The organism is Streptomyces sp. NBC_00029, from assembly GCF_045160505.1.
Classification (GTDB): Bacteria; Actinomycetota; Actinomycetes; order Streptomycetales; family Streptomycetaceae; genus Streptomyces.
On the sequence record NZ_CP108292.1, the window covers coordinates 8,036,670 to 8,059,809 of the forward strand.

17 protein-coding genes and 1 riboswitch are annotated in these 23,140 nt (G+C 73.0%); of the genes, 8 read left to right on the forward strand and 9 right to left on the reverse strand.

Annotated features, from left to right (window positions below):
• Nucleotides 1-76 precede the first annotated feature (76 nt).
• Both OG753_RS36970 and OG753_RS36975 read right to left on the reverse strand, forming a co-directional pair.
• Nucleotides 77-1,456, reverse strand: coding sequence for a histidine kinase dimerization/phospho-acceptor domain-containing protein (locus tag OG753_RS36970; RefSeq protein ID WP_405791802.1), 1,380 nt, complete (start codon nt 1,454-1,456; stop codon nt 77-79).
• Nucleotides 1,453-2,139 (reverse strand): response regulator transcription factor, encoded by a 687-nt coding sequence (locus OG753_RS36975; RefSeq protein WP_401679410.1) that lies wholly within the window; start codon nt 2,137-2,139, stop codon nt 1,453-1,455. The genes OG753_RS36970 and OG753_RS36975 overlap by 4 nt, the downstream gene beginning before the upstream one ends.
• 224 nt (nt 2,140-2,363) lie before the next feature.
• Here OG753_RS36975 and OG753_RS36980 point away from each other — a divergent pair, with 224 nt between their 5' ends.
• From OG753_RS36980 to OG753_RS36990, 3 genes are read left to right on the forward strand one after another with little or no spacing between them, the layout of a single operon-like run.
• Nucleotides 2,364-3,224 carry an ABC transporter ATP-binding protein gene (locus tag OG753_RS36980; protein ID WP_405791805.1) on the forward strand — a complete coding sequence of 287 codons (861 nt, stop codon included), beginning with the start codon at nt 2,364-2,366 and terminating at the stop codon, nt 3,222-3,224.
• Nucleotides 3,221-4,198: an iron-siderophore ABC transporter substrate-binding protein gene (locus tag OG753_RS36985; protein WP_327266130.1), complete on the forward strand. Its 978-nt coding sequence runs from the start codon at nt 3,221-3,223 to the stop codon at nt 4,196-4,198. Before OG753_RS36980 ends, OG753_RS36985 begins: the two co-directional genes overlap by 4 nt.
• Before the next feature lie 4 nt (nt 4,199-4,202).
• Nucleotides 4,203-6,269, forward strand: a complete 2,067-nt coding sequence (locus OG753_RS36990) for an iron ABC transporter permease (protein WP_405791807.1) — start codon at nt 4,203-4,205, stop codon at nt 6,267-6,269.
• An 89-nt stretch (nt 6,270-6,358) separates the two neighbouring features.
• On the opposite strand, the gene OG753_RS36995 is transcribed toward OG753_RS36990, so the two are convergent.
• From OG753_RS36995 to OG753_RS37020, 6 genes are all read right to left on the reverse strand, one after another.
• Complete coding sequence (locus tag OG753_RS36995) at nt 6,359-7,132, reverse strand: enoyl-CoA hydratase (RefSeq protein WP_405791809.1); 774 nt, start codon at nt 7,130-7,132, stop codon at nt 6,359-6,361.
• The gene (mmsB, locus tag OG753_RS37000) at nt 7,129-8,031 is read right to left on the reverse strand and encodes a 3-hydroxyisobutyrate dehydrogenase (RefSeq protein ID WP_405791811.1); all 903 of its coding nucleotides are present in this window, start codon (nt 8,029-8,031) and stop codon (nt 7,129-7,131) included. Before mmsB ends, OG753_RS36995 begins: the two co-directional genes overlap by 4 nt.
• Entirely contained in the window at nt 8,028-9,125 is a 1,098-nt protein-coding gene (locus OG753_RS37005) for an enoyl-CoA hydratase/isomerase family protein (RefSeq protein ID WP_405791813.1), read from the reverse strand. The genes mmsB and OG753_RS37005 overlap by 4 nt, the downstream gene beginning before the upstream one ends.
• A complete protein-coding gene (locus tag OG753_RS37010) occupies nt 9,122-10,267 on the reverse strand; it encodes an acyl-CoA dehydrogenase family protein (RefSeq protein ID WP_405791815.1) in 1,146 nt (381 codons plus the stop codon). The genes OG753_RS37005 and OG753_RS37010 overlap by 4 nt, the downstream gene beginning before the upstream one ends.
• A 4-nt stretch (nt 10,268-10,271) precedes the next feature.
• Complete coding sequence (locus tag OG753_RS37015; RefSeq protein ID WP_327266136.1) at nt 10,272-11,771, reverse strand: CoA-acylating methylmalonate-semialdehyde dehydrogenase; 1,500 nt, start codon at nt 11,769-11,771, stop codon at nt 10,272-10,274.
• Between the two features lie 185 nt (nt 11,772-11,956).
• Nucleotides 11,957-12,142: riboswitch (cobalamin riboswitch) on the reverse strand.
• Between the two features lie 64 nt (nt 12,143-12,206).
• Nucleotides 12,207-13,622, reverse strand: a complete 1,416-nt coding sequence (locus OG753_RS37020) for a short-chain fatty acyl-CoA regulator family protein (RefSeq protein WP_327266137.1) — start codon at nt 13,620-13,622, stop codon at nt 12,207-12,209.
• Nucleotides 13,623-14,007: 385 nt separating this feature from the next.
• Between OG753_RS37020 and aceA the strand changes: the two genes are divergently transcribed.
• The 3 genes from aceA (at nt 14,008) to OG753_RS37035 (ending at nt 17,933) form a co-directional block, all read left to right on the forward strand.
• Entirely contained in the window at nt 14,008-15,294 is a 1,287-nt protein-coding gene (gene aceA / locus OG753_RS37025) for an isocitrate lyase (RefSeq protein ID WP_327266138.1), read from the forward strand.
• Nucleotides 15,295-15,474: 180 nt separating this feature from the next.
• Complete coding sequence (gene aceB, locus OG753_RS37030; protein ID WP_405791818.1) at nt 15,475-17,067, forward strand: malate synthase A; 1,593 nt, start codon at nt 15,475-15,477, stop codon at nt 17,065-17,067.
• Nucleotides 17,064-17,933 carry a 3-hydroxybutyryl-CoA dehydrogenase gene (locus tag OG753_RS37035; protein ID WP_405791820.1) on the forward strand — a complete coding sequence of 290 codons (870 nt, stop codon included), beginning with the start codon at nt 17,064-17,066 and terminating at the stop codon, nt 17,931-17,933. Before aceB ends, OG753_RS37035 begins: the two co-directional genes overlap by 4 nt.
• Nucleotides 17,934-18,040: 107 nt before the next feature.
• Here OG753_RS37035 and OG753_RS37040 read toward each other — a convergent pair whose 3' ends face one another.
• Nucleotides 18,041-18,676 (reverse strand): TetR family transcriptional regulator C-terminal domain-containing protein, encoded by a 636-nt coding sequence (locus OG753_RS37040; protein WP_327266141.1) that lies wholly within the window; start codon nt 18,674-18,676, stop codon nt 18,041-18,043.
• A 96-nt stretch (nt 18,677-18,772) separates the two neighbouring features.
• Here OG753_RS37040 and OG753_RS37045 point away from each other — a divergent pair, with 96 nt between their 5' ends.
• Both OG753_RS37045 and OG753_RS37050 read left to right on the forward strand, forming a co-directional pair.
• The gene (locus OG753_RS37045) at nt 18,773-20,221 is read left to right on the forward strand and encodes an amidase (protein ID WP_405791823.1); all 1,449 of its coding nucleotides are present in this window, start codon (nt 18,773-18,775) and stop codon (nt 20,219-20,221) included.
• Nucleotides 20,222-20,289: 68 nt separating this feature from the next.
• Nucleotides 20,290-23,019: a LuxR C-terminal-related transcriptional regulator gene (locus OG753_RS37050; RefSeq protein WP_405791825.1), complete on the forward strand. Its 2,730-nt coding sequence runs from the start codon at nt 20,290-20,292 to the stop codon at nt 23,017-23,019.
• Nucleotides 23,020-23,140 lie beyond the last annotated feature (121 nt).

Here is a 23,140-nt window from a genome sequence, read left to right on the forward strand (position 1 = left end):
GGGCGCGCGGGCGTACGGGCGCGCTCCCCGTGCCCGGCGAGGCGGCGGGGGCGGGGGCGGGCGGATCCGTGATTCCTCAGCCGGGGGCCGGTGCCGACGGGAGGGTGACGGTGAAGCAGGCGCCGCCCTCCGGACCGTGCCCCTCGACGCGGATGGCCGCGCCGAGCCGGCCGGTCAGGCGGTGGGCGATGGCCAGGCCGAGGCCGCTGCCGACCGGGCGGGTGCCCCGGTAGCGCTCGTGGAGGGCGCCGTGGGCGAAGGCGATGCGCACGTCGTCGTCGGTGAGGCCGGGCCCGCCGTCACGGACCTGCAGTTCGGCCCCACCGCCCGTGGCGGCGGCGCGGACGGCGAGGACCAGTGGTGCGCCCTCGGGGGTGACCCGCAGGGCGTTGCGGACCAGGCCGTCGATCAGCTGCCGGACCCGGAAGGCGTCCGTCGCGACGACGACGGGCGCCTCGGGCCGCTCCAGCCGGAGGTCGACGCCGTGGCGTGCGCACAGCCCGGTCCAGAACGCGGCGGCCTCGGAGACGACCGCGCGCAGGTCGGCCGGGGCCACGGCCAGGCGGAAGTCGTCGGCCTCCAGCCGGGCCAGGTCCAGCAGGTCTCCCAGGAACCGGTCCAGGCGCCGGGTCTCGTCGGCCAGGATGCCGCCGACCTCGGGCACCCGGTCCGGCTCGATCAGGTCGTCGGCCAGAGCCTCGGCGTAGCCCTGGAGAGCGGTCAGCGGGGTGCGCAGGTCGTGGGAGACGGAGAGCAGGAACTCCCGCTGCCGGTTCTCGCTGTGGGCCAGCGCCCCGTCCAGGACGTTGAGGGCGCGCCCGATGTCGGCAGTCTCCCGGGGGCCGTCGACCGGGGCCGGTACGCCGCGTTCGCCGTCGGCGAGCCGGTGCGCGATCTGTGCGGCCGTCACGAGCGGACGAGCGATCCGGCGGGCCAGCAGCGCGCCGGCGAGGGCCGCTCCGAGCATGCCGAAGACCAGCGGCACGATCACGTTGCGGCGGATCCGGTTCGTGTCCTCGGTGACCACGTTGTACGGCTCGGTCAGTACGACCGCGCCGCCCCGTACACCGGGCTGCCCCACCAGTAGTACGTCCTGGCCGCCCAGGATGCCGGTGGTGGAGACCGGATCCCCCGCCAGCAGAGCCGACTTGGAGACCCGGTCGAGGGCCGGGCTGGCGGTACCGCTCACGGCGCCGTCGGGCGAGACGACCGCGATCTGCACGCCGTTCGGCCCCGCCAGGGCCTGGGCGCCGGTGAAGAGCGCCTCGGACAGGGCGGGCAGCCGGCTGAGGACCCGGGCCTGACGCGTCAGCCGGTCGCGTTCGCGCTGCTCCGCTCCGTGTGCGGCGGTCTGCCAGGCGATCAGACCGGTCAGGGCCACGGCGAGCGCCGCCACCACGGTGGTCAGCACCACGATCTTGCGCGCCAGGGAGCCGGGGCGGCGGGTTCGGCTCACGGGCCGGGGGCCGTCGCGCTGTACCCGACGCCGCGGACCGTACGGATCGGGCTGGCGTCGCCGAGCTTGGCGCGCAGCTGCGAGACGAAGACGTCGACCATGCGGGTGTCGCGGTAGCCGGGGTATCCCCACACCTGGGCGAGCAGTTGCTCGCGGGTGAAGACCTGGCCCACGTGGTGGAGGAGGTGGGCGAGCAGGTTGAACTCGGTGGCGGTGAGCTCGACCGGCTCGCCGTCGCGGCGCACCGTGCGGCTGACCGGGTCCAGGTGGAGCCGGCCGGTGCTCTCGGGCGGCGGGCCGGGAGGGCCTGCCGCGCGCCGCAGGACGGTCCTGACCCGGGCGACCAGCTCGCGCGGCGAGAACGGTTTGGTGAGGTAGTCGTCCGCGCCGAGTTCGAGGCCCAGGATCCGGTCGGCCTCCTCGCCGCGCGCGGTCACCAGCAGGACCGGTGTCCAGTCGCCGGCGTCGCGCAGGGCGCGGCAGAAGGCGATGCCGTCCATGCCGGGCAGGCCGATGTCCAGAATGATCGCCACCGGGTGCATGCGCCTCGCGGCCGCGAGACCCGCGGCCCCGTCCGCCTCGACGTGGACGCCGAAGCCGTCGCGCGCCAGGTAGAGGCGCTGCACGTCAGAGATGTGACGCTCGTCCTCGACGATCAGCACGAGGCCCCTGGACTCCGTCATAATTGCCTCTCGCACGGTGGGCAGCATCGATGCTAACCGCGTGAACCCGCCGTTCCGGTGGGCGCGCCGCCACCCGTACATTCCCCGAACAATGCGCTGACGGCGCCGACGGCATGCGGCCTGCACGGGTTTGTCCGGATGTGCGGTCTTGGCTGGTTCCGGCCCTTGCGATCGAGCGGCCGAAAGTGCTTGCAGTGTTCTGAGGGTAGGCTAACCTAACCATCGTGCAAGCAGCTGAAGAGACCTCCGCGGACACACGTCCCCTCGGTCATGAACTCTCCGCCAAGGGCGTCACCGTGGCGTACGACGGAGTCGACGTCGTACACGACGCCTCCATGACGCTCCGGCCCGGCGAAGTGACCGTCCTCGTGGGGCCGAACGGCAGCGGCAAGTCCACCGTGCTGCGCACGATCGCCAGGCTGCAGCGCCCCCGGGCCGGCACCCTCGTCATCGACGGGGACGCCGACGGATTCGCGCTGAGCCCCCGTGAGTTCTCGCGCCGCGTCGCCCTCCTGACACAGGGACGCCCCACCCCGAGCGGCCTGACGGTACGGGACCTCGTCGCATTCGGCCGGTACCCCTACCGCGGACGCTGGGGCCGGGACGACCCGGGCGGCAGGGCCGCGGTGGAGCGCGCGCTCGCCCTCACGGGCGTGGAGGACCTCGCCGAACGCGGCGCCGAGTACCTGTCCGGCGGACAGCTCCAGCGCGTCTGGCTGGCCGGCTGCCTCGCCCAGGAGACCGGCGTGCTCCTCCTCGACGAGCCGACGACCTACCTTGACCTGCGCTACCAGGTCGAACTCCTCGACCTCATGCGCGATCTGGCGGACGGCCACGGGATCGCCGTGGGCGCCGTACTGCACGACCTCGACCAGGCCGCCGCCGTCGCGGACCGGATCGTCCTGCTCCACGCGGGACGGATCATCGCCGACGGCGCACCCGAAGACGTACTGACGCCCGAGCGGCTGACCGACACCTACGGCATCCGCATCGACGTCGAAACCGACCCTCTCACCGGACAGTTGCGCACCCGCGCGATAGGCCGGCACCACTTGCGAAGCGAAAGGCTCAGTACCACCTCATGAGACGACTCCTCCTCACCGCGGCGGCCGCCACCGTCGCGGCCCTCACGCTGACCGCCTGCGGCACCACCGAGCCCGCCGCCGACGACGCGAAGAAGACCGCCGAGCCCCTCGTCCTCACCGACGCCTCGGGCGCGAAGGTGGAGCTCGCCGGCCCCGCCAAGAAGGTCGTCGGCACCGAGTGGAACGTCGTCGAGAGCCTGATCTCGCTGGGTGTCGAGCCGGTCGGCGTCGCCGACGTCAAGGGCTACAAGACCTGGAACACCGCCGTCCCGCTCAAGAACGAGCCCAAGGACATCGGCACCCGCGGTGAGCCGAGCATGGACACCATCGCCTCGCTCAAGCCCGACCTCGTCATCGCCACCTCCGACCTGCCGCCGGCCGCCCTGGAGCAGCTGCGCAAGGTCGCCCCGGTCCTGGAGGTGCGCCCCGGCGACGCCGCCGACCCGATCGGCCAGATGACCAAGAACCTGGACCTCATCGCCCAGGCCACCGGCACGACCGAGCAGTCCGGCAAGCTCAAGCAGGCCTTCCAGACGAAGCTGGACGCGGGCAGGAAGGCGCTCGCCGACGCGGGCAAGGCCGGCGCCCCGTACGCCTTCGCGGACGGCTACGTCGTCTCCAACCAGGTTTCGATCCGCCCGTACACCAGCGGTTCGCTCATCGGCGGGGTCAACGAGAAGCTCGGTCTGAAGAACGCCTGGACCGTTCAGGGCGACCCGGCCTACGGCCTGGCCACCAGCGACGTCGAGGGCCTCACCAAGCTCGGTGACGTCGAGTTCGCCTACATCGGCAACGACGGCGACAAGGACAGCAACCCGTTCGCCGGTGTCCTCGCGCAGGACAAGGTGTGGACCTCCCTGCCGTTCGTGCAGAAGGGCAACGTGAACCGCCTGCCCGACGGCATCTGGATGTTCGGCGGAACCGAGTCGATGAACAAGTACATCGATTCCGTCGTCGCCGCTCTGACGAAGTAACACCATGGCCGTCACCGCAACAGCCGCCGCCGCCCGTCCGTCGTCGCTCACGTCCCGGACGGGCGCGGCCGCGGTGACGGCCGTGCTGGTCCTCATCGTCACGGGCCTCGCCGCCGTCGACATCACCCAGGGCACCGCAGCCGTCGGCGCCCCCGAGGTGTGGCGGGCGCTCACCGGCCGGGCCGAGGCGGGCGACGCGTCCGTCGTCATCGCCTCCCGGCTGCCGCGCATGGCCGCCGGACTGTTCGTCGGCGCCGTCCTCGGCATGGCGGGCGCCGCCCTCCAAGCGGTCAGCCGCAACGTCCTCGCCTCGCCCGACACCCTCGCCGTCAACGCCGGCTCCTACTTCGGCCTCGGCCTCCTCGCCGTCTCCGGCGTCTCCCTCCCGCTGCTGGCCTCCTCCGGCGTCGCCTTCGTCGGCGGCCTCGCCGCGGCGGCCGTCGTCCTCGGGCTGTCCGGCCTCGGCGCCGGTACCGTCCGGCTCGTCCTCGCGGGCAGCGCCCTCACCCTCGGCCTCTCCGCCATCACCGAGGGCCTGCTCCTGCTGTTCCCCCAGCAGACCGACGGCATCTTCCGGTGGAACCAGGGCAGCATCGCCCAGCACGGCTTCGACGGAATCCTGCAGATGGCGCCGATCGGCCTGATCGCCCTCGTCGGCCTGCTGCTCCTCGCCCGCCGCGTCGACGCCCTGGCCCTCGGCGACGACGCCGCCCGCGGCCTCGGCGTCCCCGTCCGGTCCACCCGGGTCACCGCCGTCGTGCTCGCCGCCCTGCTCTCCACGGCCGCCGTCACGCTCGCCGGACCCGTCGGCTTCGTCGGCATGTGCGCCCCCGCCCTCGTACGGCCGCTCGCCCGCCGCATCCGCGGGTTCACCAGGAGCCGTGCGAGCCTGCCGGTCGCGGGACTCACCGGTGCGGCGCTGGTTCTCGGATCCGACGTCCTGCTGCGCGCCTTCGTACGGTCGGACGTGGCGGTCGCGGTGCCCACCGGCGTCGTCACCAGCCTCGTCGGCGCCGTCTTCCTGATCGTCATGGCCATCCGGGTCAAGGACACCGCCGGAGCCGCCGCAGTCGACCGGCTGCGCATCAGGAGCCGGGCCGTCTTCCTCACCACCACGGCCGTCCTCGTGGCCGTCCTCGTCGGCGTGATCCTCGCCGCCGTACTGCTGGGCGACACCAAGCTGCTGCTCGGCGACGTGCTGAACTGGGCCCAGGGACGGGCCGGACGGACGATCACCTTCGTCCTCGACACCCGGGTGCCGCGCATCCTCGCCGCCCTCCTCGCCGGAGCTGCGCTCGCCCTCGCCGGAACCCTGGTGCAGGCCGTGACCCGCAACCCGCTCGCCGAACCGGGCATCCTCGGCGTCTCCGGCGGCGCGGCGCTGGGCGCCGTCCTCCTCGTGACGACGGTGCCCCTGGCCGGATCCTGGAGCGTGGCGGGCGCCGCGTTCGCGGGCGCCGCCCTCAGCTCCGTCATCGTCTTCGGACTGGCGGCGCGCGGCGGGTTCCAGCAGAACCGCCTCGTCCTCGTCGGGTTCGGCGTCGCCACCGCGTCGGCCGCCCTCGTCAGCCTCCTCATCATCCTCACCGACCCGTTCAACGCGACGAAGGCGCTCACCTGGCTCTCCGGCTCCACCTACGGCAGGACCCTGCCCGACGTGGTGCCCCTCGCGATCGTCCTGGCCCTGGGCCTGGTCATCGCGGTCGCCCGGCGCACCGAACTCGACCTCGTGTCGCTCGACGAGGACACCCCGAGGCTGCTCGGACTGAGCCTGGGCCGCGGACGCTTCGGCTTCCTCCTCATCGGCGTCCTGCTCAGCGCGACCGCCGTGGCCGCCGCCGGCACGATCGGCTTCGTGGGGCTCGTGGCGCCGCACGCGGCCCGCGCCCTCGTGGGCCGGCAGCACACCCGGGTGGTCCCGGTCGCGGTGCTCCTCGGCGCCGTCCTGGTCTGCACCGCGGACCTGGTGGGCCGCACCGTGATCGCACCGGCCCAGCTCGGCGCCGGCCTGATGACCGCCGTGATCGGTACGCCGTACTTCCTCCATCTGCTCGTGCGCAGCCGCCGTTAGGCGCATGCACGCGGGCCCGCCCGAGGGCAGATGGAAAGGACCGGGTACGACGCGCACCGGCGCGCCGTACCCGGTCCTTCGTGCATGGCTCAGCCGTGGCTGAAGCGGGGCGGGCGCTTGTCCACGAAGGCGGCCATGCCCTCCTTCTGGTCGGCCGTGGCGAACACAGCGTGGAACAGGCGGCGTTCGAAGCGGACGCCCTCGGTGAGGGTGGTCTCGAAGGCCCGGTTCACGGCCTCCTTGGCCATCATCGCGACCGGCTTGGACATCCCGGCGACGGTCTCGGCGACCGCGAGGGCCTCGGTCAGCAGATCGTGGGCCGGGACGATCCGTGACACCAGGCCGGCCCGTTCGGCCTCGACGGCGTCCATGGTGCGGCCCGTCAGGCACAGCTCCATCGCCTTGGCCTTGCCGACGGCCCGGGTGAGCCGCTGCGAGCCGCCGATGCCCGGGATCACCCCGAGCCTGATCTCGGGCTGACCGAACCTCGCGCTGTCGGCGGCCAGCAGAATGTCGCACAGCATGGCGAGTTCGCAGCCGCCGCCCAGGGCGTGGCCGGATACCGCCGCGAGGGTGGGCGTGCGTACCTGGCCCAGCCGGTCCCAGGCGGTGAACCAGTCGGAGAGGTACATGTCCATGTAGCTCTGCGGCCGCATCTCCTTGATGTCGGCCCCCGCCGCAAAGGCCTTCGCGGAGCCGGTGAGGACGATGCACCCGACCCCGGGGTCCCGGTCCAGCTCCTCTGCGGCGGCCACCACCTCGGTCATGACCGTGAGGTTCAGGGCGTTGAGGGCCTCCGGCCGGTTGAGGGTCAGGACGGCCACCCGCCCCTTGCGCTCCAGCAGGATGGTTTCGTACGTCATGCGGGTGTTCCGTTCCGGGGTCGCAGGGTGCGGACGATCGCCGAGAAGTCGAGGCCGGCGCCCTCGCCGGCGGCGAAGGCCTCGTACAGCTCGGCGGCCTTCAGGCCCAGGGGCGCCTCCACCCCGCAGGCCCGCAGGGCGGTCGCCGCCAGGGCGAGGTCCTTGGCCATGAGCGGTGCGGCGAAGCCGGGCAGGTAGTCACGGTTCGCGGGGCTGCCCGGAACCGGTCCGGGCACGGGGCAGTTGACGGTCAGGGCCCAGCACTGGCCGGAGGCGGTGGACGCCACGTCGTAGAGGGCCTGGTGGTCCAGGCCGAGGCTCTCGGCGAGGACGAAGGCCTCGCTCACCCCGATCATCGAGACGGCGAGGATCATGTTGTTGCAGATCTTCGCGGCCTGCCCGGCGCCCGCCGCCCCGCAGTGCACGGCCTTCTTTCCCATCGCGCCGAGCAGCGGCTCCGCGGCGGCGAACTCGGCGGCGGCGCCGCCCGCCATGAAGGTGAGGCTCGCCGCCTGCGCACCGACCACTCCGCCCGAGACGGGTGCGTCGAGGGACCGGTGCCCGGCCGCCACTGCCGCCTCGTGAGCCGCACGGGCGTCGGCCACGTCGATGGTGGAGCAGTCGACGAAGAGCGTGCCGGGCCGTGCGGCGGCCAGCAGCCCGCCCTCCCGGTACAGGGCCAGGACGTGCTTGCCCGCCGGCAGCATGGTGATCACCACGTCGGCCCCGGTGGCCGCCGCGGTGGCCGAGGAGGCCGGCTCCACCCCCGTCGCTGCCGCGCCGGCCAGCAGCTCCGGCACCAGGTCGAAGCCGAGGACGCGATGTCCGGCCTTCACCAGGTTGGCCGCCATCGGGCCACCCATGCGGCCCAGTCCTACGAACGCCACGGTAGTGCTCACCAGGGCACCTCCTGAGTCGAATCCGGATGCGTCAGAGCCAGTTCGCGCTCGCCGAGCGGTGCGAAGAACCGTTCCACGTCGGCCGGACCCACCTCCGCCAGCGAGGGTGGTGACCACCGCGGGTTGCGGTCCTTGTCGATGACCTGCGCCCGGATCCCCTCCACCAGGTCGGGCGAGGACAGCGCCGCGCAGGAGATCCGGTACTCCTGCTCCAGCACCCTTTCCAGCGGGCCGAGTGCGCGGACGCGCCGCAGGGCGGCCAGCGTCACCTTCAGCGCCGTGGGCGACTTGGCCGCAAGGGTGGCCGCGGCCTCCTTCGCCGCCGGGACGCCGCTGCGCAGCAGTCGCTCCACGATGTCCTCCACCGTGTCCGCCGCGTAGCAGTGGTCGATCCATGCGCGGTCGCCGTCGAGTACGCCGCCGGGTGCGGGCCCGACGTACCGTTCCAGCACCTCGTGCACGGAGCTCCGCGCAAGGTCCCGGGACAGCCCGGGCAGCAGCTCCGAGGGCACGAAGTGATCGGCGAGCCCGACGAGCAGCGCGTCCGCCGCACCGGCCGGGGCACCCGTCAGGGCCAGGTGCGTGCCCAGCTCGCCGGGCGCCAGCGCCAGCAGGTAGGTGCCGCCGACGTCGGGGACGAAGCCGATGCCCGTCTCGGGCATCGCCACGCGGGAGCGTTCGGTGACGATCCGCACGGTGCCGTGGGCGGAGATCCCGACGCCGCCGCCCATGACGATGCCGTCCATGAGGGCCACGTACGGCTTGGGGTAGCGGGCGATGCGCGCGTTCAGCCGGTACTCGTCGCGCCAGAAGTCCGCCGACGCCCTGCCGCCGGTGCGGGCGTCCTCGTGGATCGCGCGAATGTCGCCGCCCGCGCACAGGCCGCGACCGCCGGCGCCCTCGATGACGACGGTCGCGATGTCCGGGTCGTGCTGCCAGAGCGACAGCGCCTCGTCGATGCGCAACACCATGGAGTGGGTCAGGGCGTTGAGCGCGCCTGGGCGGTTGAGGGTGATGTGCGCGGCGCGGCCCTCGGTCCGCAGCAGGACATGGCCGGGCTCGCGCTCGTGGTGAGCGTGGGATTCGTGGTTCATCGCAGGGCCTCCGTGAGCCCGCGGGCGACGATGATGCGCATGACCTCGTTGGTGCCTTCCAGGATCTGGTGGACCCGAAGGTCGCGGACGATCTTCTCGATGCCGTACTCGCTCACATAGCCGTAACCGCCGTGCAGTTGGAGGGCCCGGTCGGCGACCGCGTAGCCGGTGTCCGTGGCGAACCGCTTGGCCATCGCGCACAGCTGCGGGGCCGGCGGGTCGCCCCGGTCCAGCGCGTCGGCGGCCTGGCGGACCAGGGCGCGGGCCGCGGCCAGCTCGGTGGCCATGTCCGCGAGGCGGAACTGCAATGCCTGCGCGTCCAGCAGCCGGGCCCCGAAGGCCTCCCGGTCGGCCAGATACGCCAGACTGCGGTCCAGTGCGCTCTGCGCACCGCCCAGCGAGCAGGCGGCGATGCCGAGCCGGCCGCCGTTGAGAGCGTTCATGGCGATGCGGAAGCCGTCGCCCTCGGCGCCGAGCCGACGGTCGGCGGGGACGCGGACCCCGTCGAGGATCACCTGGCGGGTGGGCTGGGCGTTCCAGCCCATCTTTCGCTCGTTCGGACCGAAGGAGACCCCGGGGTCGTCGCGTTCGACGACGAAGGCGGAGATGCCGCCCGAGCCCTGCGTGCCGGTGCGTGCCATGACGATGTAGACCTCGGAGGCACCCGCGCCGGAGATGAACTGCTTGACCCCGGTCAGTACGTAGCCGTCACCCGTGTGCTCGGCCCGGGTGCGCAGTGCGGCGGCGTCGGATCCGGCGCCGGGCTCGGTCAGGCAGTAGCTGCCCAGGGACCGGGCGCTGCACAGATCGGGGAGCCAGCGGGCCCGCTGCGCCACGTCCCCGTACCGGTCGATCATCCAGGCGACCATGTTGTGGATGGAGAGGTACCCGGCGATGGACGGACAGCCGGTGGCGAGGGTCTCGAAGACGAGGACGCCGTCGCTGCGGCTGAGCCCGGACCCGCCGTGCTCCTCGCGGACGTAGACGCCGCCGAGCCCGAGGTCCGCCGCCTTGCGGATCACGTCCAGCGGAAAGTGCTTGTCCTGGTCCCAGGCGACGGCGTACGGGCCGAGCTGCTCCTGGGCGAAATCGAGGGTGACCGCGGCGAGGGCGAGCTGATCGGGGGTGAGCGTGAGGGGCACGGGCTCAGCCCATCGTCGGGATGGTGAAGCTCGCGCTCTCCTTGGCCCCGGAGGGCCAGCGCGAGGTGACGGTCTTGGTACGGGTGTAGAAGCGGATCGAGTCGGGGCCGTGCTGGTTGAGATCGCCGAAGCCGGACCGCTTCCAGCCGCCGAAGGTGTGGTAGGCCACGGGAACGGGGATCGGCACGTTGACGCCGACCATGCCGGCGCCCACCCGGCGGGTGAAATCGCGTGCCGTGTCGCCGTCACGGGTGAAGATCGCGACGCCGTTGCCGTACGGGTGCTCGGTGGGCAGGCGCAGGGCCTCCTCGTAGTCGGCGGCCCGTACGACGGACAGCACCGGGCCGAAGATCTCCTCGCGGTAGATCCGCATCCGGGGGGTCACGCGGTCGAAGAGGGTGGCGCCGGCGAAGTAGCCGCTCTCGTGCCCGGGGAGGGTGAACCCGCGTCCGTCCACGACGAGTTCGGCGCCCTCGGTGGCACCGATGCCGACGTAGCGGTTCACCCGGTCGAGGGCGTCCCGGCTGACCAGCGGCCCGAAGTCGGCCCCGGGGTCGTCGGAGCGGCCGACGCGCAGGGTGGCAATGCGCTGCTTCAGCTTCGTCACCAGCGCGTCCGCGGTCTCCTCGCCGACGGGGACGGCGACGGCGATGGCCATGCAGCGCTCGCCCGCGGAGCCGTAGCCGGCGCCGATGAGCGCCTCCACGGCCTGGTCGAGATCGGCGTCGGGCATCACGATCATGTGGTTCTTGGCGCCGCCGAAGCACTGGGCGCGCTTGCCGTGGGCGGCGGCGGTGGCGTAGATGTGCGCGGCGATCGGGGTGGAGCCGACGAAGCCGAGAGCCTGGACGCGCGGGTCCTCGAGGAGGGTGTCGACGGCCTCCTTGCCGCCGTTGACCACATTCAGCACACCGGGCGGCAGACCTGCTTCCAGGAACAGCTCGGCCAGGCGCAGCGGTACGGACGGGTCCCGTTCGGACGGCTTCAGGATGAAGGCGTTCCCACAGGCCAGGGCGGGGGCGGCCTGCCACAGGGGGATCATCGCGGGGAAGTTGAAGGGGGTGATCCCGGCGACCACGCCCAGTGGCGAGCGCAGCGAGTGCACGTCGATCCCGCTGCCCGCGTTGTCGGTGAACTCGCCCTTCAGCAGGTGCGGGACGCCGGCGGCGAACTCCACCACCTCCAGGCCGCGTTGCAGATCGCCGTGGGAGTCGGCGACGGTCTTTCCGTGCTCGGAGGACAACAGCCGGGCGAGGGAGTCCCGTTCGCCCTCCACCAGCTGGAGGAACCGAAGGAGCACGCGCGAGCGGCGCTGCGGGTTCCACTGCCCCCAGTCGGCCTGCGCCTCTTCGGCGTCGGCGATGGCGGCCTCGGTGTCGGCCCGCCCCGCGAGCGGGACACGGGCCTGGACGGCGCCGGTGTTGGGGTCGTGGACGTCGGTGAAGAGACCGGAGGATCCGGTGGTGTGCTTGCCGCCGATGAAATGGGTGAGTTCGCGGACCATGGGTGCCTGCTCTCGTCAGGTTGGATCCGGGGATGGCACGGCGGACCCGCGGACGGCACCCGATGGGGTGCGCCGCTGGGAGGGCCGTGGGACTACGAGCGCGCGAAGGCGTGCGTGCGCTCCGCCGGATCACCAGGGTCGTGGGTACAAACCGGTGCCATGCGTGTCTGCTCCATCCTCGTGGAAAACACGGAACGTTCCGCGGCCGGTATCCTGACTCCCGGATCCCCGCGCGCCGCCCGCCTTCCCGACAGACCTCGTCAGTGGCGTGTGGATGGCAGCACACTCCCCGGTCACAGTGGCGGGACCGTGCCGGATTCTCACCGGCTTCCCTGCACCGCGGACCTTGTGCCACGAACATATAGTTGGACGTCCTAGTAAGTCCAGAGCCGCCGCCGCGCGCCTTCGCCGGCCCCGTGGCCGACTGACGTCCCCTCAGTCCTGTGCCGGGGCGCGGCTCCTGGTCACCGGGTACGGGATGAAGGTGCTGCTGTTCTCGTCGACGGCCAGCGCCCGGCCGAGCGGCGGAACGGCCCGCTGCGGGCAGTCGAGCCGTTCGCACAGGCGGCAGCCCATGCCGATGGGCGTCGCGGCCGCCGTGTTGTCGAGGTCGAGCCCGTCGGCGTACACGAGCCGCGATGCGTGCCGGATCTCGCAGCCCAGCCCGATCGCGAAGGTCTTGCCGGGCTCGCCCCATCCGCCGCGGTGGCGGGTGACGGCGCGCGCGGTCCACAGGTACCGCTGCCCGTCGGGCATGGCGGCCACCTGGACGTGGATGCGGCCCGGCGCGGCGAAGGCCTCGTAGACGTTCCACAGTGGACAGGTGCCGCCCGCGCGGGAGAAGTGGAACCCGGTCGCCGACTGCCGCTTGGACATGTTCCCGGCCCGGTCCACCCGGACGAAGGAGAAGGGAACACCGCGCAGCCTGGGACGTTGCAGGGTGCTGAGCCGGTGGCAGACGGTCTCGTAGCCGATCCCGAAGTGGTCGGTGAGCCGCTCGATGTCGTAGCGGAACTCCTCGGCGGCCGCGTGGAACGCGCGGTACGGGAGGATGAGCGCGCCCGCGAAGTGGTTGGCGATGCCGATCCTCGCGAGGGCGTGGACGGGAGAGCCGGGCGGGAAATCCTCGGCGGCCAGCCGGTCGAGCTCGGCCCCGTACTCGATCAGCGCCAGCTGGGTGGCCATCCGGAACGCCTGCTGCCCCGGCCGCAGCCGGTTCGACAGGTGCAGTACCCGGGAGGAGGGGTCGTAGTGGTGCAGCCGGTCGGAATCCGTGGCCGTCCTGACGCCGTGCCGCTCGGAGAGCCGGCGGGCCAGGGCGCTGACCACGTCCCCCGGGCGGATACCGATCTCGGCGGCGAGACCCTCGGCGGCGAGATCGGTGTCGTGGAGGTAGTTCTGCCGGCGGTAGAAGAACTCGCGGATCTCCTCGTGGGGTGAGCGCGGGCTGTCGGCCGCCACGTCCCGGCCGTCGGCGGCGTCGGCGAGGCGCTCGGCCAGCAGCCGGCTGCGCCGGCCGAGGTCGAGCAGCACCGAGGCGACCGCGGGCATACGGGTGGCCAGTTCGGCCAGGTCCGAGGGGGAGACGCGGGCCTGGGCCACCTCGTTCGCGAGCGCCTCGCGCAGATCGGCGACCAGACGGCTGGTGTCGCGCTCGGAGAAGAAGCCCGGATCCACCCCGAAGGCCTCGGTGAGCCGCAGCAGGACCGGGACGGTGAGCGGCCTGGAGTCGTGCTCCATCTGGTTGAGGTAGCTGGGGGAGATGGCGAGCATCCGGGCCAGGTCGGCCTGGGTCATCCGGCGCTCCTCGCGCAGCCGCCGCAGCCGCGCTCCCGCGTACGTCTTGCTCACCGCACTCCTTCGCCGCCGGGCCGGACACGCGACGCCAGGATACGGGGATCTGTCTGCCCGACGGCCTTCGCAACCTTGGCAATTGTGGCGCCGAAGATTCGCAAAGCTTGGCAGATGTACCTGCTTGATGGCACTCGGTGTCGGTGCCAGAGTCGATGCAGCGGCCCGCCGGACACGGTGGCCGGGAAGGACTGACCGGCCCGGCTCACGCCCTGATTTAGGGGATCCGGGCAGTCCGCCCCGGCGGCTCGGCAGCATTGCTCACGCTTCGGCCCCAGGCCGGGTTCGGCGGCCGCGATCCCCAGCTGGGCACAGAGTGCCAATGCTTTCGATCCCTCGGGCGGCGCATTGGCAAGACACGCGACGGACAGAAACGGTGACGGTCATGGCAGAGGCGAACACGACGGCGGCGGCCGAGCAGCTGAGGCAGCGGTGGGCCGACGACCCCCGCTGGGCGGGCATCGAGCGCACCTACACGGCCGAGGACGTGGTGCGGCTCTCGGGCAGCGTCCGCGAGGAGCACACCCTGGCCCGGCGCGGCGCCGAGCGGCTGTGGCGACAGCTCCACGAGCAGGACTACATCCACGCCCTCGGCGCCCTCACCGGCGGCCAGGCCGTCCAGCAGGTGCGGGCAGGCCTCCAGGCGATCTACCTCTCCGGCTGGCAGGTCGCAGCCGACGCCAACCAGGCCGGGCACACCTACCCGGACCAGAGCCTCTACCCGGTCAACTCGGTCCCCCAGGTGGTCCGCCGGATCAACAACGCGCTGCTGCGCGCCGACCAGATCGCCACCGCCGAGGGCGGCACCGACACCACGGACTGGCTCGCGCCGATCGTCGCGGACGCCGAGGCCGGCTTCGGCGGCCCGCTGAACGCCTTCGAGCTGACGAAGGCGATGATCGCGGCGGGCGCGGCCGGCATCCACTACGAGGACCAGCTCGCCTCCGAGAAGAAGTGCGGCCACCTGGGCGGCAAGGTCCTCGTGCCGACCGCGCAGCACGTCCGCACCCTCAACGCGGCCCGGCTGGCGGCCGACATCGCCGACACCCCGACCCTGATCATCGCCCGTACCGATGCCCTCGCGGCCACTCTGCTGACCAGCGACGTCGACGAGCGCGACGCGGAGTTCTGCACGGGTGAGCGCACCGCCGAGGGCTTCTACCACGTGCGGAACGGCATGGCCCCGGTGATCGCCCGCGGCCTGGCGTACGCCCCGTACGCCGACCTGATCTGGGTGGAGACCGGCACCCCGGACCTGGCCCAGGCCCGCGAGTTCGCCGAGGCGATCCACGCGCAGTACCCGGATCAGATGCTGGCCTACAACTGCTCGCCGTCCTTCAACTGGAAGGCCGCGCTGGACGACGACCAGATCGCCAAGTTCCAGCGCGAGCTCGGCGCGATGGGCTACCGATTCCAGTTCATCACCCTGGCCGGCTTCCACTCCCTCAACCACGGCATGTTCGACCTGGCCCGCGGCTACGCGGAGCACGGCATGACCGCCTACGTCGACCTCCAGGAGCGCGAGTTCGCCGCCCAGGCCCACGGGTTCACCGCCGTCAAGCACCAGCGCGAGGTCGGCACCGGCTACTTCGACCTCGTCTCCACCGCCGTCAACCCGGCGTCCTCCACCACCGCGCTCTCCGGCTCCACCGAGGAGGAGCAGTTCCACTAGGACCCGCCCGATCCGGGCCGCAGGCCGCCCGGAACACCCCGGGCACCACCTCGCCGTAGGGCCCGGGGTGCCCGAGTGCACGCAGTACCCGGGCGCCCCGCCGGCACCGTCACCCGCGTTCCTCGAAGGCCGGAGAAACCAGCTCCCGTCCGGCCCTCCCCTCTCCCGGAGGAGACCCGCATGTCCATTCACGCACCGACCCGCCGCGTCGAGGTCCTCGGGACACCGGGCGACCGCCACGACGAGATCCTCACCCCCGAGGCCCTGGACTTCATCGGCCGGCTCGACGACGCGTTCGCCGGCCGCCGCCAGGAGATCCTCAAGGAGCGCACCCGCCGCTCGGCCCACCTGGCCGGTGGCACCCCCCTCGTCCTCCCCCTCGCCACCCGCGCGATCCGGCAGGACCCCGAGTGGAGGATCGCGCCGCCGGCGCCCGGTCTCACCGACCGCCGCGTGGAGATCACCGGCCCGCCGGACCGCCGGATGGCGGTCAACGCCCTCAACTCCGGCGCCCGCGTGTGGATGGCCGACCTCGAGGACGCCACCTCGCCCACCTGGGACAACGTCATCGGCGGCCAGCTGGCCCTGCTCGACGTGATCGAGCGGCGGATCGACTTCACCACCCCGGAGGGCAAGGAGTACCGCCTCGGTACGGACCTCGCGACCATCATGGTCCGCCCGCGCGGCTGGCACCTCCTCGAAGAACACCTGGAGATCGACGGCCGGCCCATGTCCGCGTCCCTCGTGGACTTCGGCCTCTACTTCTTCCACTGCGCGCAGCGGCAGATCGACGCCGGCCACGGCCCGTACTTCTACCTCCCCAAACTGGAGAACCGGTACGAGGCACGCCTGTGGAACGACATCTTCCTGTTCGCCCAGGACCTGCTCGGCATCCCGCGCGGCACCGTCCGCGCCACGGTCCTCATCGAGACGATCACCGCCGCGTTCGAGATGGAGGAGATCCTCTACGAACTGCGCGAGCACAGCGCCGGGTTGAACGCGGGCCGCTGGGACTACCTCTTCAGCCTCATCAAGACCTTCGGTCACCGCACCGATTTCCAGCTCCCCGACCGGGCCGCGGTCACCATGACCGCCCCGTTCATGCGGGCCTACACCGAACTCCTCGTCCGTACCTGCCACAAGCGCGGCGCCCACGCCATCGGCGGCATGGCCGCCCACGTCCCCAGCAGGGACGCGGAGGCCAACACCGCCGCCCTGGCGAAGGTCCGCCTCGACAAGGAGCGGGAGGCCGAGGACGGCTTCGACGGCTCCTGGGTCGCCCACCCCGGTCTGGTCCCCGTCTGCCGTGAGGTCTTCGACGGCGTGCTGGGGGAGCGGCCGAACCAGCTGGAGCGCACGCGCGAGGACGTCGAGGTCGACGCCGCCGATCTGCTGTCGGTCCGCCGGATCGCGGCCCCGCCGACCTCCGAGGGCATCCGTTCCAACGTGGCCGTGGCCCTGCGCTACTTCGACGCCTGGCTGCGCGGCCGCGGAGCCGTCGCGCTCAACGGGCTGATGGAGGACGCCGCCACCGCCGAGATCGCCCGCGTCCAGATCTGGCAGTGGCTGCGCCACGACCGGGTGGAGCGCTCCACCGTGCTCACCCTCCTCGACGCCGAATGCGAGGCACTGGCGGAGGAGGACCCGCAGGCCCTGGTCACCGAGGCGCGGGACCTCTTCGTGGACACCGCGCTCACCCCCCGCCTGCCCGCCTTCTTCACCCCCGAGGCCTACACCCGCCACCTGGTCCGCCGGACGGAGACCTCCGCATGAGCATGGACATCAGCAGGGTCGGCATCGTCGGCGGCGGCCAGATGGGCTCCGGCATCGCCGAGGTCTGCGCCCGCGCAGGACTCGACACCGTCGTCGCCGAGGCCGACGCCACCACCGCCCGGGCCGCCCGGGAACGCGTCGCCGTCTCCCTCGAACGCGCCGTGCAGCGCGGCAAGCTGGACCGGATCCCCGCCGAGGACGCCCTGGCCCGGCTCGTCTTCACCGGCGACCTGGAGGACCTCGCCGACCGGCAGCTCGTGATCGAGGCCGTCACCGAGAACCCCGGAGCCAAGTCGGAGGTCTTCACCCGCCTGGACAAGATCGTGGAGGACCCGGAGGCCATCCTCGCCACGAACACCTCGGCCATCCCGATCATGCGCCTCGGCATGGCCACCGGCCGCGCCGACCGGGTCGTGGGCCTGCACTTCTTCAACCCCGTACCCGTCCTGCCGCTCGTGGAGGTCGTCTCCTCCCTCCACACGTCGCGGCAGACCGTCGCCGCCGTGGAGGCCTTCGCCCGCGACACCCTGGGCAGGACCACCGTCCGCTCCCAGGACCGGGCCGGCTTCGTGGTCAACGCACTGCTGATCCCCTACCTGCTCTCGGCCATCCGGATGGCCGAGTCCGGGTTCGCCGCGCCCGAGGACGTGGACGCCGGAATGGAACTGGGCTGCGCCCACCCGATGGGACCGCTCAAACTCGCCGACCTGATCGGCCTGGACACCGTCGCGGCCATCGCGGAGTGCCTCTACGAAGAGTTCAAGGAACCCCTGTACGCGCCGCCCCCGCTGCTCCAGCGGATGGTGCAGGCGGGGCTGCTCGGCCGCAAGAGCGGCCGCGGGTTCCACACGTACGGCCGGGGCTGAGGGGCCCCGGCCCGTCTCCTGGGCAGAGGGTGCGCCGGAGACGCAGGAAGGCGGCGCGGGTGGGGCGAGTGGTGTCGCCCCACCCGCGCCGCACCCCGTACGGCGTGTCAGGCGGTCCTTCCGGGAGGGCCGGCGGGGAGGCGTTCCCAGAGGCGGACCACGTGCATGTGCAGGGCGTCCTCGGCCTCCTCGGCGGTCAAGTGCCCTATGAGCACATGGCTGGTCAGGCCGTCCGCGAGGGCGAGCAGGGCCCGGGCCTCGTGCTGCGGATCGGGCGTTGCGGCGTCATCGTGGGCCGGGCCGCTCCCGCCCGCCTCCGTGATGAGGCGGGCGAGGAGGCCCTGGAGAGCCGCGTAACTGGTTCTGAGCCGGGCGGCGAGCGGCTCGCTGACGGCGGCCTGGGCGACGAACGCGAGCCACACCCGTGCCTCGGCGCGGTGCTCTCGGCGGAGCAGGGCGATCTCGGTGGCCGCATGACCCAGGGCGGTGGCGGCCGACTGGGCCGGGCTGCTGGACAGACGGGCCCGTACTCGCTCGGTGATGCGCTCGCCGACATGGTCGACGGCGAACAGGAGCATCTCCTCCTTGGTGCGGAAGCAACGCTGAACGGCGCCCAGGGAGACCTCCGCGCGGGCGGCGACGTCGCGCATGGTCACTCCCTCGGGGCCGTGTTCGTCGGCGAGGAGGCAGACGGCCTCGGCGATCCGCCGACGTCGGCTCTCGTAGTCCACCTGCTTGGGCATGTTCGGGCGCCTCCTTTATTCGATACGAGCGTATCGCATCTGGGTTATGGTTCCGACGCGAGCGCTCAGATCACAGGAACGGGGAGGACAGGAATCGTGCAGGACGCCCTATGGAAGATGCCGGCCGCGGCCCAGGCGGAGGCGGTGCGGAACGGAGACGTGTCGGCCGTCGAACTGGTCGACAGTCACCTGGACCGCATCGCCGACGTCAACCCGCAGGTCAACGCGGTCACTCAGCTGATGGCCGAGCGTGCCCGCGACGCCGCGGCGCGGACGGATGCGCGCCGGGCCGCAGGCGAAGAACCGGGGCCGCTGGCAGGGGTGCCGTTCACCGTGAAGGAGACGACCCCCGTCGAAGGCGTGCCGACCACGATGGGAGTCACGCGCTTCCGCGACCTGGTGGCGGCGGCCGACGCACCACCGGTGGCCCGGCTGCGTGCCGCCGGAGCCATTCCGATCGGGCACAGCAACGTACCCACCCTGATCCTGGCCGGGATGCACACCCGCAGCGAACTGTTCGGCGACACCGTCAACCCGTGGGACCGGTCCCGGACTCCGGGAGGCTCCAGCGGCGGCGACGCAGTGGCCGTCGCCACCGGCATGGCCGCACTCGGGCTCGGCAACGACTCCGGCGGATCAGTACGGATCCCTGCCTCGTTCTGCGGTGTGGCGGGACTGAAGCCCACCCCCGGGCGGTTCCCCGCCGACCACCGTGTTCTCGGCCCGGAGGACCCGGGACCGGCCTCGCAGATGCTGGTCACCGACGGGCCCCTGGCCCGCAGGATCGCCGACCTGCGGCTGGCCTACGAGGCACTGGCCGGGACCGACCCGCGGGATCCGCGGGCCGTACCGGTGCCCGTCCGCGGTGAGCCGCTGCCGGGACCGGTGAAGGTCGCGGTCGTCGCCGATCCCGGCGGCCACGGTGTCCACCCCACGGTCCGCGGTGCTGTCACGGCAGCGGCAGACGCGCTGCGCGACGCCGGGTACGACGTGCGTGAGATCGCGGACGTTCCGCGGCTGGACGAGGCCCTCGATGCCTACCACCGGATCGTCGTGACCGAATTCGCCCCGACCTGGCCGGTGGTGCGGACCCTGCTCGGAGAGGGCGGAGACCGCTACATCGGGATGACGATGGAGAAGACCCCGCCCGCGAGCGCGGCGGAGTTCATGCGGCTGATGGGCGTCCGGCTGGGCATCCGCCGCTCCTGGGCGGAGTTCCTCGACGAATACCCGCTGCTGCTCGGGCCGGTGTTCACCGAGCCGGCCGTGGAGCCGGGGCTGGAGTCGCGCGACCGGGCGGGACGGGAACGGGTCGGCTCGGGCATGCGCCTGTGCACCGTGACCAGTTTCGTGGGCGTACCCGCGGTCTCCGTACCGACCGGAGTGACCGACGGCCTGCCCTCCGGCGTGCAGATCGTCGGGCGCGCCTTCCGGGAGGACCTGTGCCTGGACGCCGCCCAGGAGGTCGAGGACCGCCTCGGAGTGCTCACACCGATCGACCCCCGCCCTGCCGGCGCGCCACCCCGTATCCCCCGAACCGGGTGACACGACTGGTGATCACCACCGATCACCGGTTCAGTGGGGTGCGTGGACCGATCACAGTCCGTACCTCCGTGGGAACACCGGTGACCTCCATGGACCACCGGGCACCGACCGGCGACCCCATGCTCACCGCCAGGTTCGCGCCTCCCGCCGTGCCCGGACTGCTGGTGCACCGGCCCGAACTGCTGAAGCGGCTGACGGCCGGGGTGCGCGGGCCGCTCACCCTCATCAACGGTCCGGCCGGATCGGGCAAGACCGTGCTCACCGCCCACTGGGCGGCCGACGGACGCGCGCCCCGTCCCCCCATGTGGCTCACCGTGGAACCCGACGACGCACCCGGCGCCTTCTGGGCGTACGTCCTGGAGGCCCTCCACCGGGGCGGGGTGGCGCTGCCGGCCGGAGTGGGCAGGCCGACCCGCGCCGAAGGGGTGACCCGATCGTTCCTGGTGCGCCTGGCGGACGGGCTGGCCGCGACCGCGCAGCCCGCGGTGCTCGTGCTCGACCAGTTCGACACCGCGCAGCCGCCCGCGACCACCGAGGGGCTGGACTTCGTACTCCGGCACGCGGGCGGGGGCCTGCGCATCGTGCTCACCAGCCGGTCCGACTCGTTGCTGCCCCTGCACCGCTACCGGGCGGCCGGGGAGATCACGGAGATCCGGCACGCCGACCTGCGGTTCACCGACGAGGACGCCGAGGCCCTGCTGGGGGAGCACGGCCTGGACATCTCACAGGCCGGGGTCCGGCTGCTGATGGAGCGCACCGAGGGCTGGGCGGCCGGGGTCCGCCTGTGCGCCCTGGCCATGCAGCGCAGCGCCGACCCGGAGGCCTTCCTCCGTCAGTTCGCGGCCGACCGCACCACCATCGCCGACTACCTCCTCAGCGAGGTGCTCGACGCACAGCCGCCCCTCACCCGGGACCTGCTGCTGCGCGTCTGCGTCACGGACCGCGTCCACCCGGATCTCGCGGACGCGCTGACCGGACGGGACGACGGCGCGCAGACACTTGCCGGACTGGCCCGCGACAACGCGTTCCTGGAGCAGATCGACGCCTCGGCCTGGTACCGGCTGCACCCGCTGTTCGCCGAGGTCCTGCGCGCACACCTGCGCCAACGCCGCCCCGGTCTGGAGCCGCGGCTGCACGGGCGGGCGGCGCGCTGGCTGGCCCGCACCGGCCGGCTCACGGAGGCGGTGCTCCAGGGCGCGGCCGCCGGGGACTGGCAGTTCGCAGCGGCCCAGCTGGTCGACAACCTTGCGATCGGCCGCCTCCTCACGGGCCTGGAGGCGGATCAGCTGGGCCGTGCGTTCGCCGGAATGCCGGCCGGGACGCCCGGAGCGGCACCGGCGCTGGTCGGCGCGGCCTGCCGGCTGGCCGAACAGGACGTCGCCGGTGGCGAGGCAGGGCTGCGGCGGGCGGACACCTCCCTGACCGCGTCGAGCGGTCCGGCGGCCCGGCTGGGCCGCGCCTTCCTCGGCGTACTCGCCGGGCGGCTGGCCGGTGATCCGAAGGCCACCGAACGGGCGGCCGCCGACGCCGACCGGCTGCTGAGGGAGATCGCGCCACCGCTGCTCGCCGGGCACCCCGAGCTCCGCGCCCTGCTGCTCGCGCATCTCGGTGCCGCCGAGCTCGCCGCCGGGCGCCTGGACCGGGCCGGGTCCACCCTCACTGCCGCCGTCGCCGCGTGCGGGGCGCCGGGAGGCGAGGACGCGGCCGGCGAACACCCGGCGGGAGAGCATCCGGGGATGGAACACCCGCTCTGCGACGCGCTCGGCTCACTGGCCCTCGCCGAACTGCTGCGCGGCCGGTTGCGGCAGGCGGCCGAGCACGCCCGCGCCGCGCTCGCCGTCGCCGAGCAGTCCGCCCTTCCGCCCGGGCGCCGGACCGGTGTCGACCACCTCGTCCTGGCGGGAGTGGCCGTCGAGCAGGACGACCTCGCGGCCGCCCGCCGCCACCTCGACCTGGCGGCCGCGGCCGTCGGATCCCGCCCGGACCCCGCGACGGCCGCCCGGGCCGCCGTCATCGGCGCCCGGATCGCCGCGTCCGAGGGCGACGCGGACACCGCGCTCGCCGCCCTCCGCGCGGTGGACGCGGCCGGGCTGTCCGCCCGGGTGCGGGACGAGCTGGCTGTGGCCGAGTCGGCCGTGCACCTGGCGCGCGGCGACGCCGTCGCGGCCCTGCAGGTCCTGGACGCCGTGGAGGCCGCGTCCGCGGAGGCCCCCTGGGAGACACCGGAGGGCGACCGGCCGGAGTACGCGGTGGCCCGCGCCCGCGCCCTGCTGGCCGCCGGCCGGGGCGCGGACGCGGGGCAGGAGCTGGACGGAGTACCGGGCGACGACAGCGTCCCGGCACCGGTACGGGCCCGGGCGTGCCTGCTCCGGGCGCAGATCGCCGCCGCGGACGGAGACCCCGACGGTGCGCACCGTCGGCTGGGCGAGGCGCTGGCGCTCGCCCGCCCCGAGGAACTGCGCCGGATGTTCGTCGAGAGCGGCCCCTGGACGGGCCGGACCCTGCGGAAGGACCCGCAGCTGACCCGGTCGCACGGCTGGCTGAATCCGCGCACACCGGTGCGTACGGCACGTACCCCGCAGGACGGCGGAGCGCCCCCGGTGGTGGAGCCGCTGAGCCCGCGGGAGACCGACGTGCTGCGCAAGGCCGCGGATCTGCTGTCCACGGAGGAGATCGCGGCCGAGCTGTACGTATCGGCCAACACGGTCAAGACCCACCTGAAGAGCATCTACCGCAAGCTGGGCGTCGCCCGGCGCAGCGAGGCCGTCCACCGGGCGCAGGACCTCGGGATGCTCTGACGAACAGCGGGGGCGGAGGCCCGCAGGTGCGCCATTTCGCCCGCACCGGGCGATGCCGAGCGTCGCGCGGGCGCCCACGATGGCGGGTGAAGGCCGGGACCGGGCCGGGGGCCGCTCTCGC

Bases quoted from the DNA above. Each gene is read 5' to 3' on its own strand.
- OG753_RS36975 (WP_401679410.1), bottom strand. From the start codon at position 2,139: ATGACGGAGTCCAGGGGCCTCGTGCTGATCGTCGAGGACGAGCGTCAC.
- OG753_RS36985 (WP_327266130.1), top strand. From the start codon at position 3,221: ATGAGACGACTCCTCCTCACCGCGGCGGCCGCCACCGTCGCGGCCCTC.
- OG753_RS36990 (WP_405791807.1), top strand. From the start codon at position 4,203: ATGGCCGTCACCGCAACAGCCGCCGCCGCCCGTCCGTCGTCGCTCACG.
- OG753_RS36995 (WP_405791809.1), bottom strand. From the start codon at position 7,132: ATGACGTACGAAACCATCCTGCTGGAGCGCAAGGGGCGGGTGGCCGTC.
- OG753_RS37005 (WP_405791813.1), bottom strand. From the start codon at position 9,125: ATGAACCACGAATCCCACGCTCACCACGAGCGCGAGCCCGGCCATGTC.
- OG753_RS37015 (WP_327266136.1), bottom strand. From the start codon at position 11,771: ATGGTCCGCGAACTCACCCATTTCATCGGCGGCAAGCACACCACCGGA.
- aceA (WP_327266138.1), top strand. From the start codon at position 14,008: ATGGCAGAGGCGAACACGACGGCGGCGGCCGAGCAGCTGAGGCAGCGG.
- aceB (WP_405791818.1), top strand. From the start codon at position 15,475: ATGTCCATTCACGCACCGACCCGCCGCGTCGAGGTCCTCGGGACACCG.
- OG753_RS37035 (WP_405791820.1), top strand. From the start codon at position 17,064: ATGAGCATGGACATCAGCAGGGTCGGCATCGTCGGCGGCGGCCAGATG.
- OG753_RS37040 (WP_327266141.1), bottom strand. From the start codon at position 18,676: ATGCCCAAGCAGGTGGACTACGAGAGCCGACGTCGGCGGATCGCCGAG.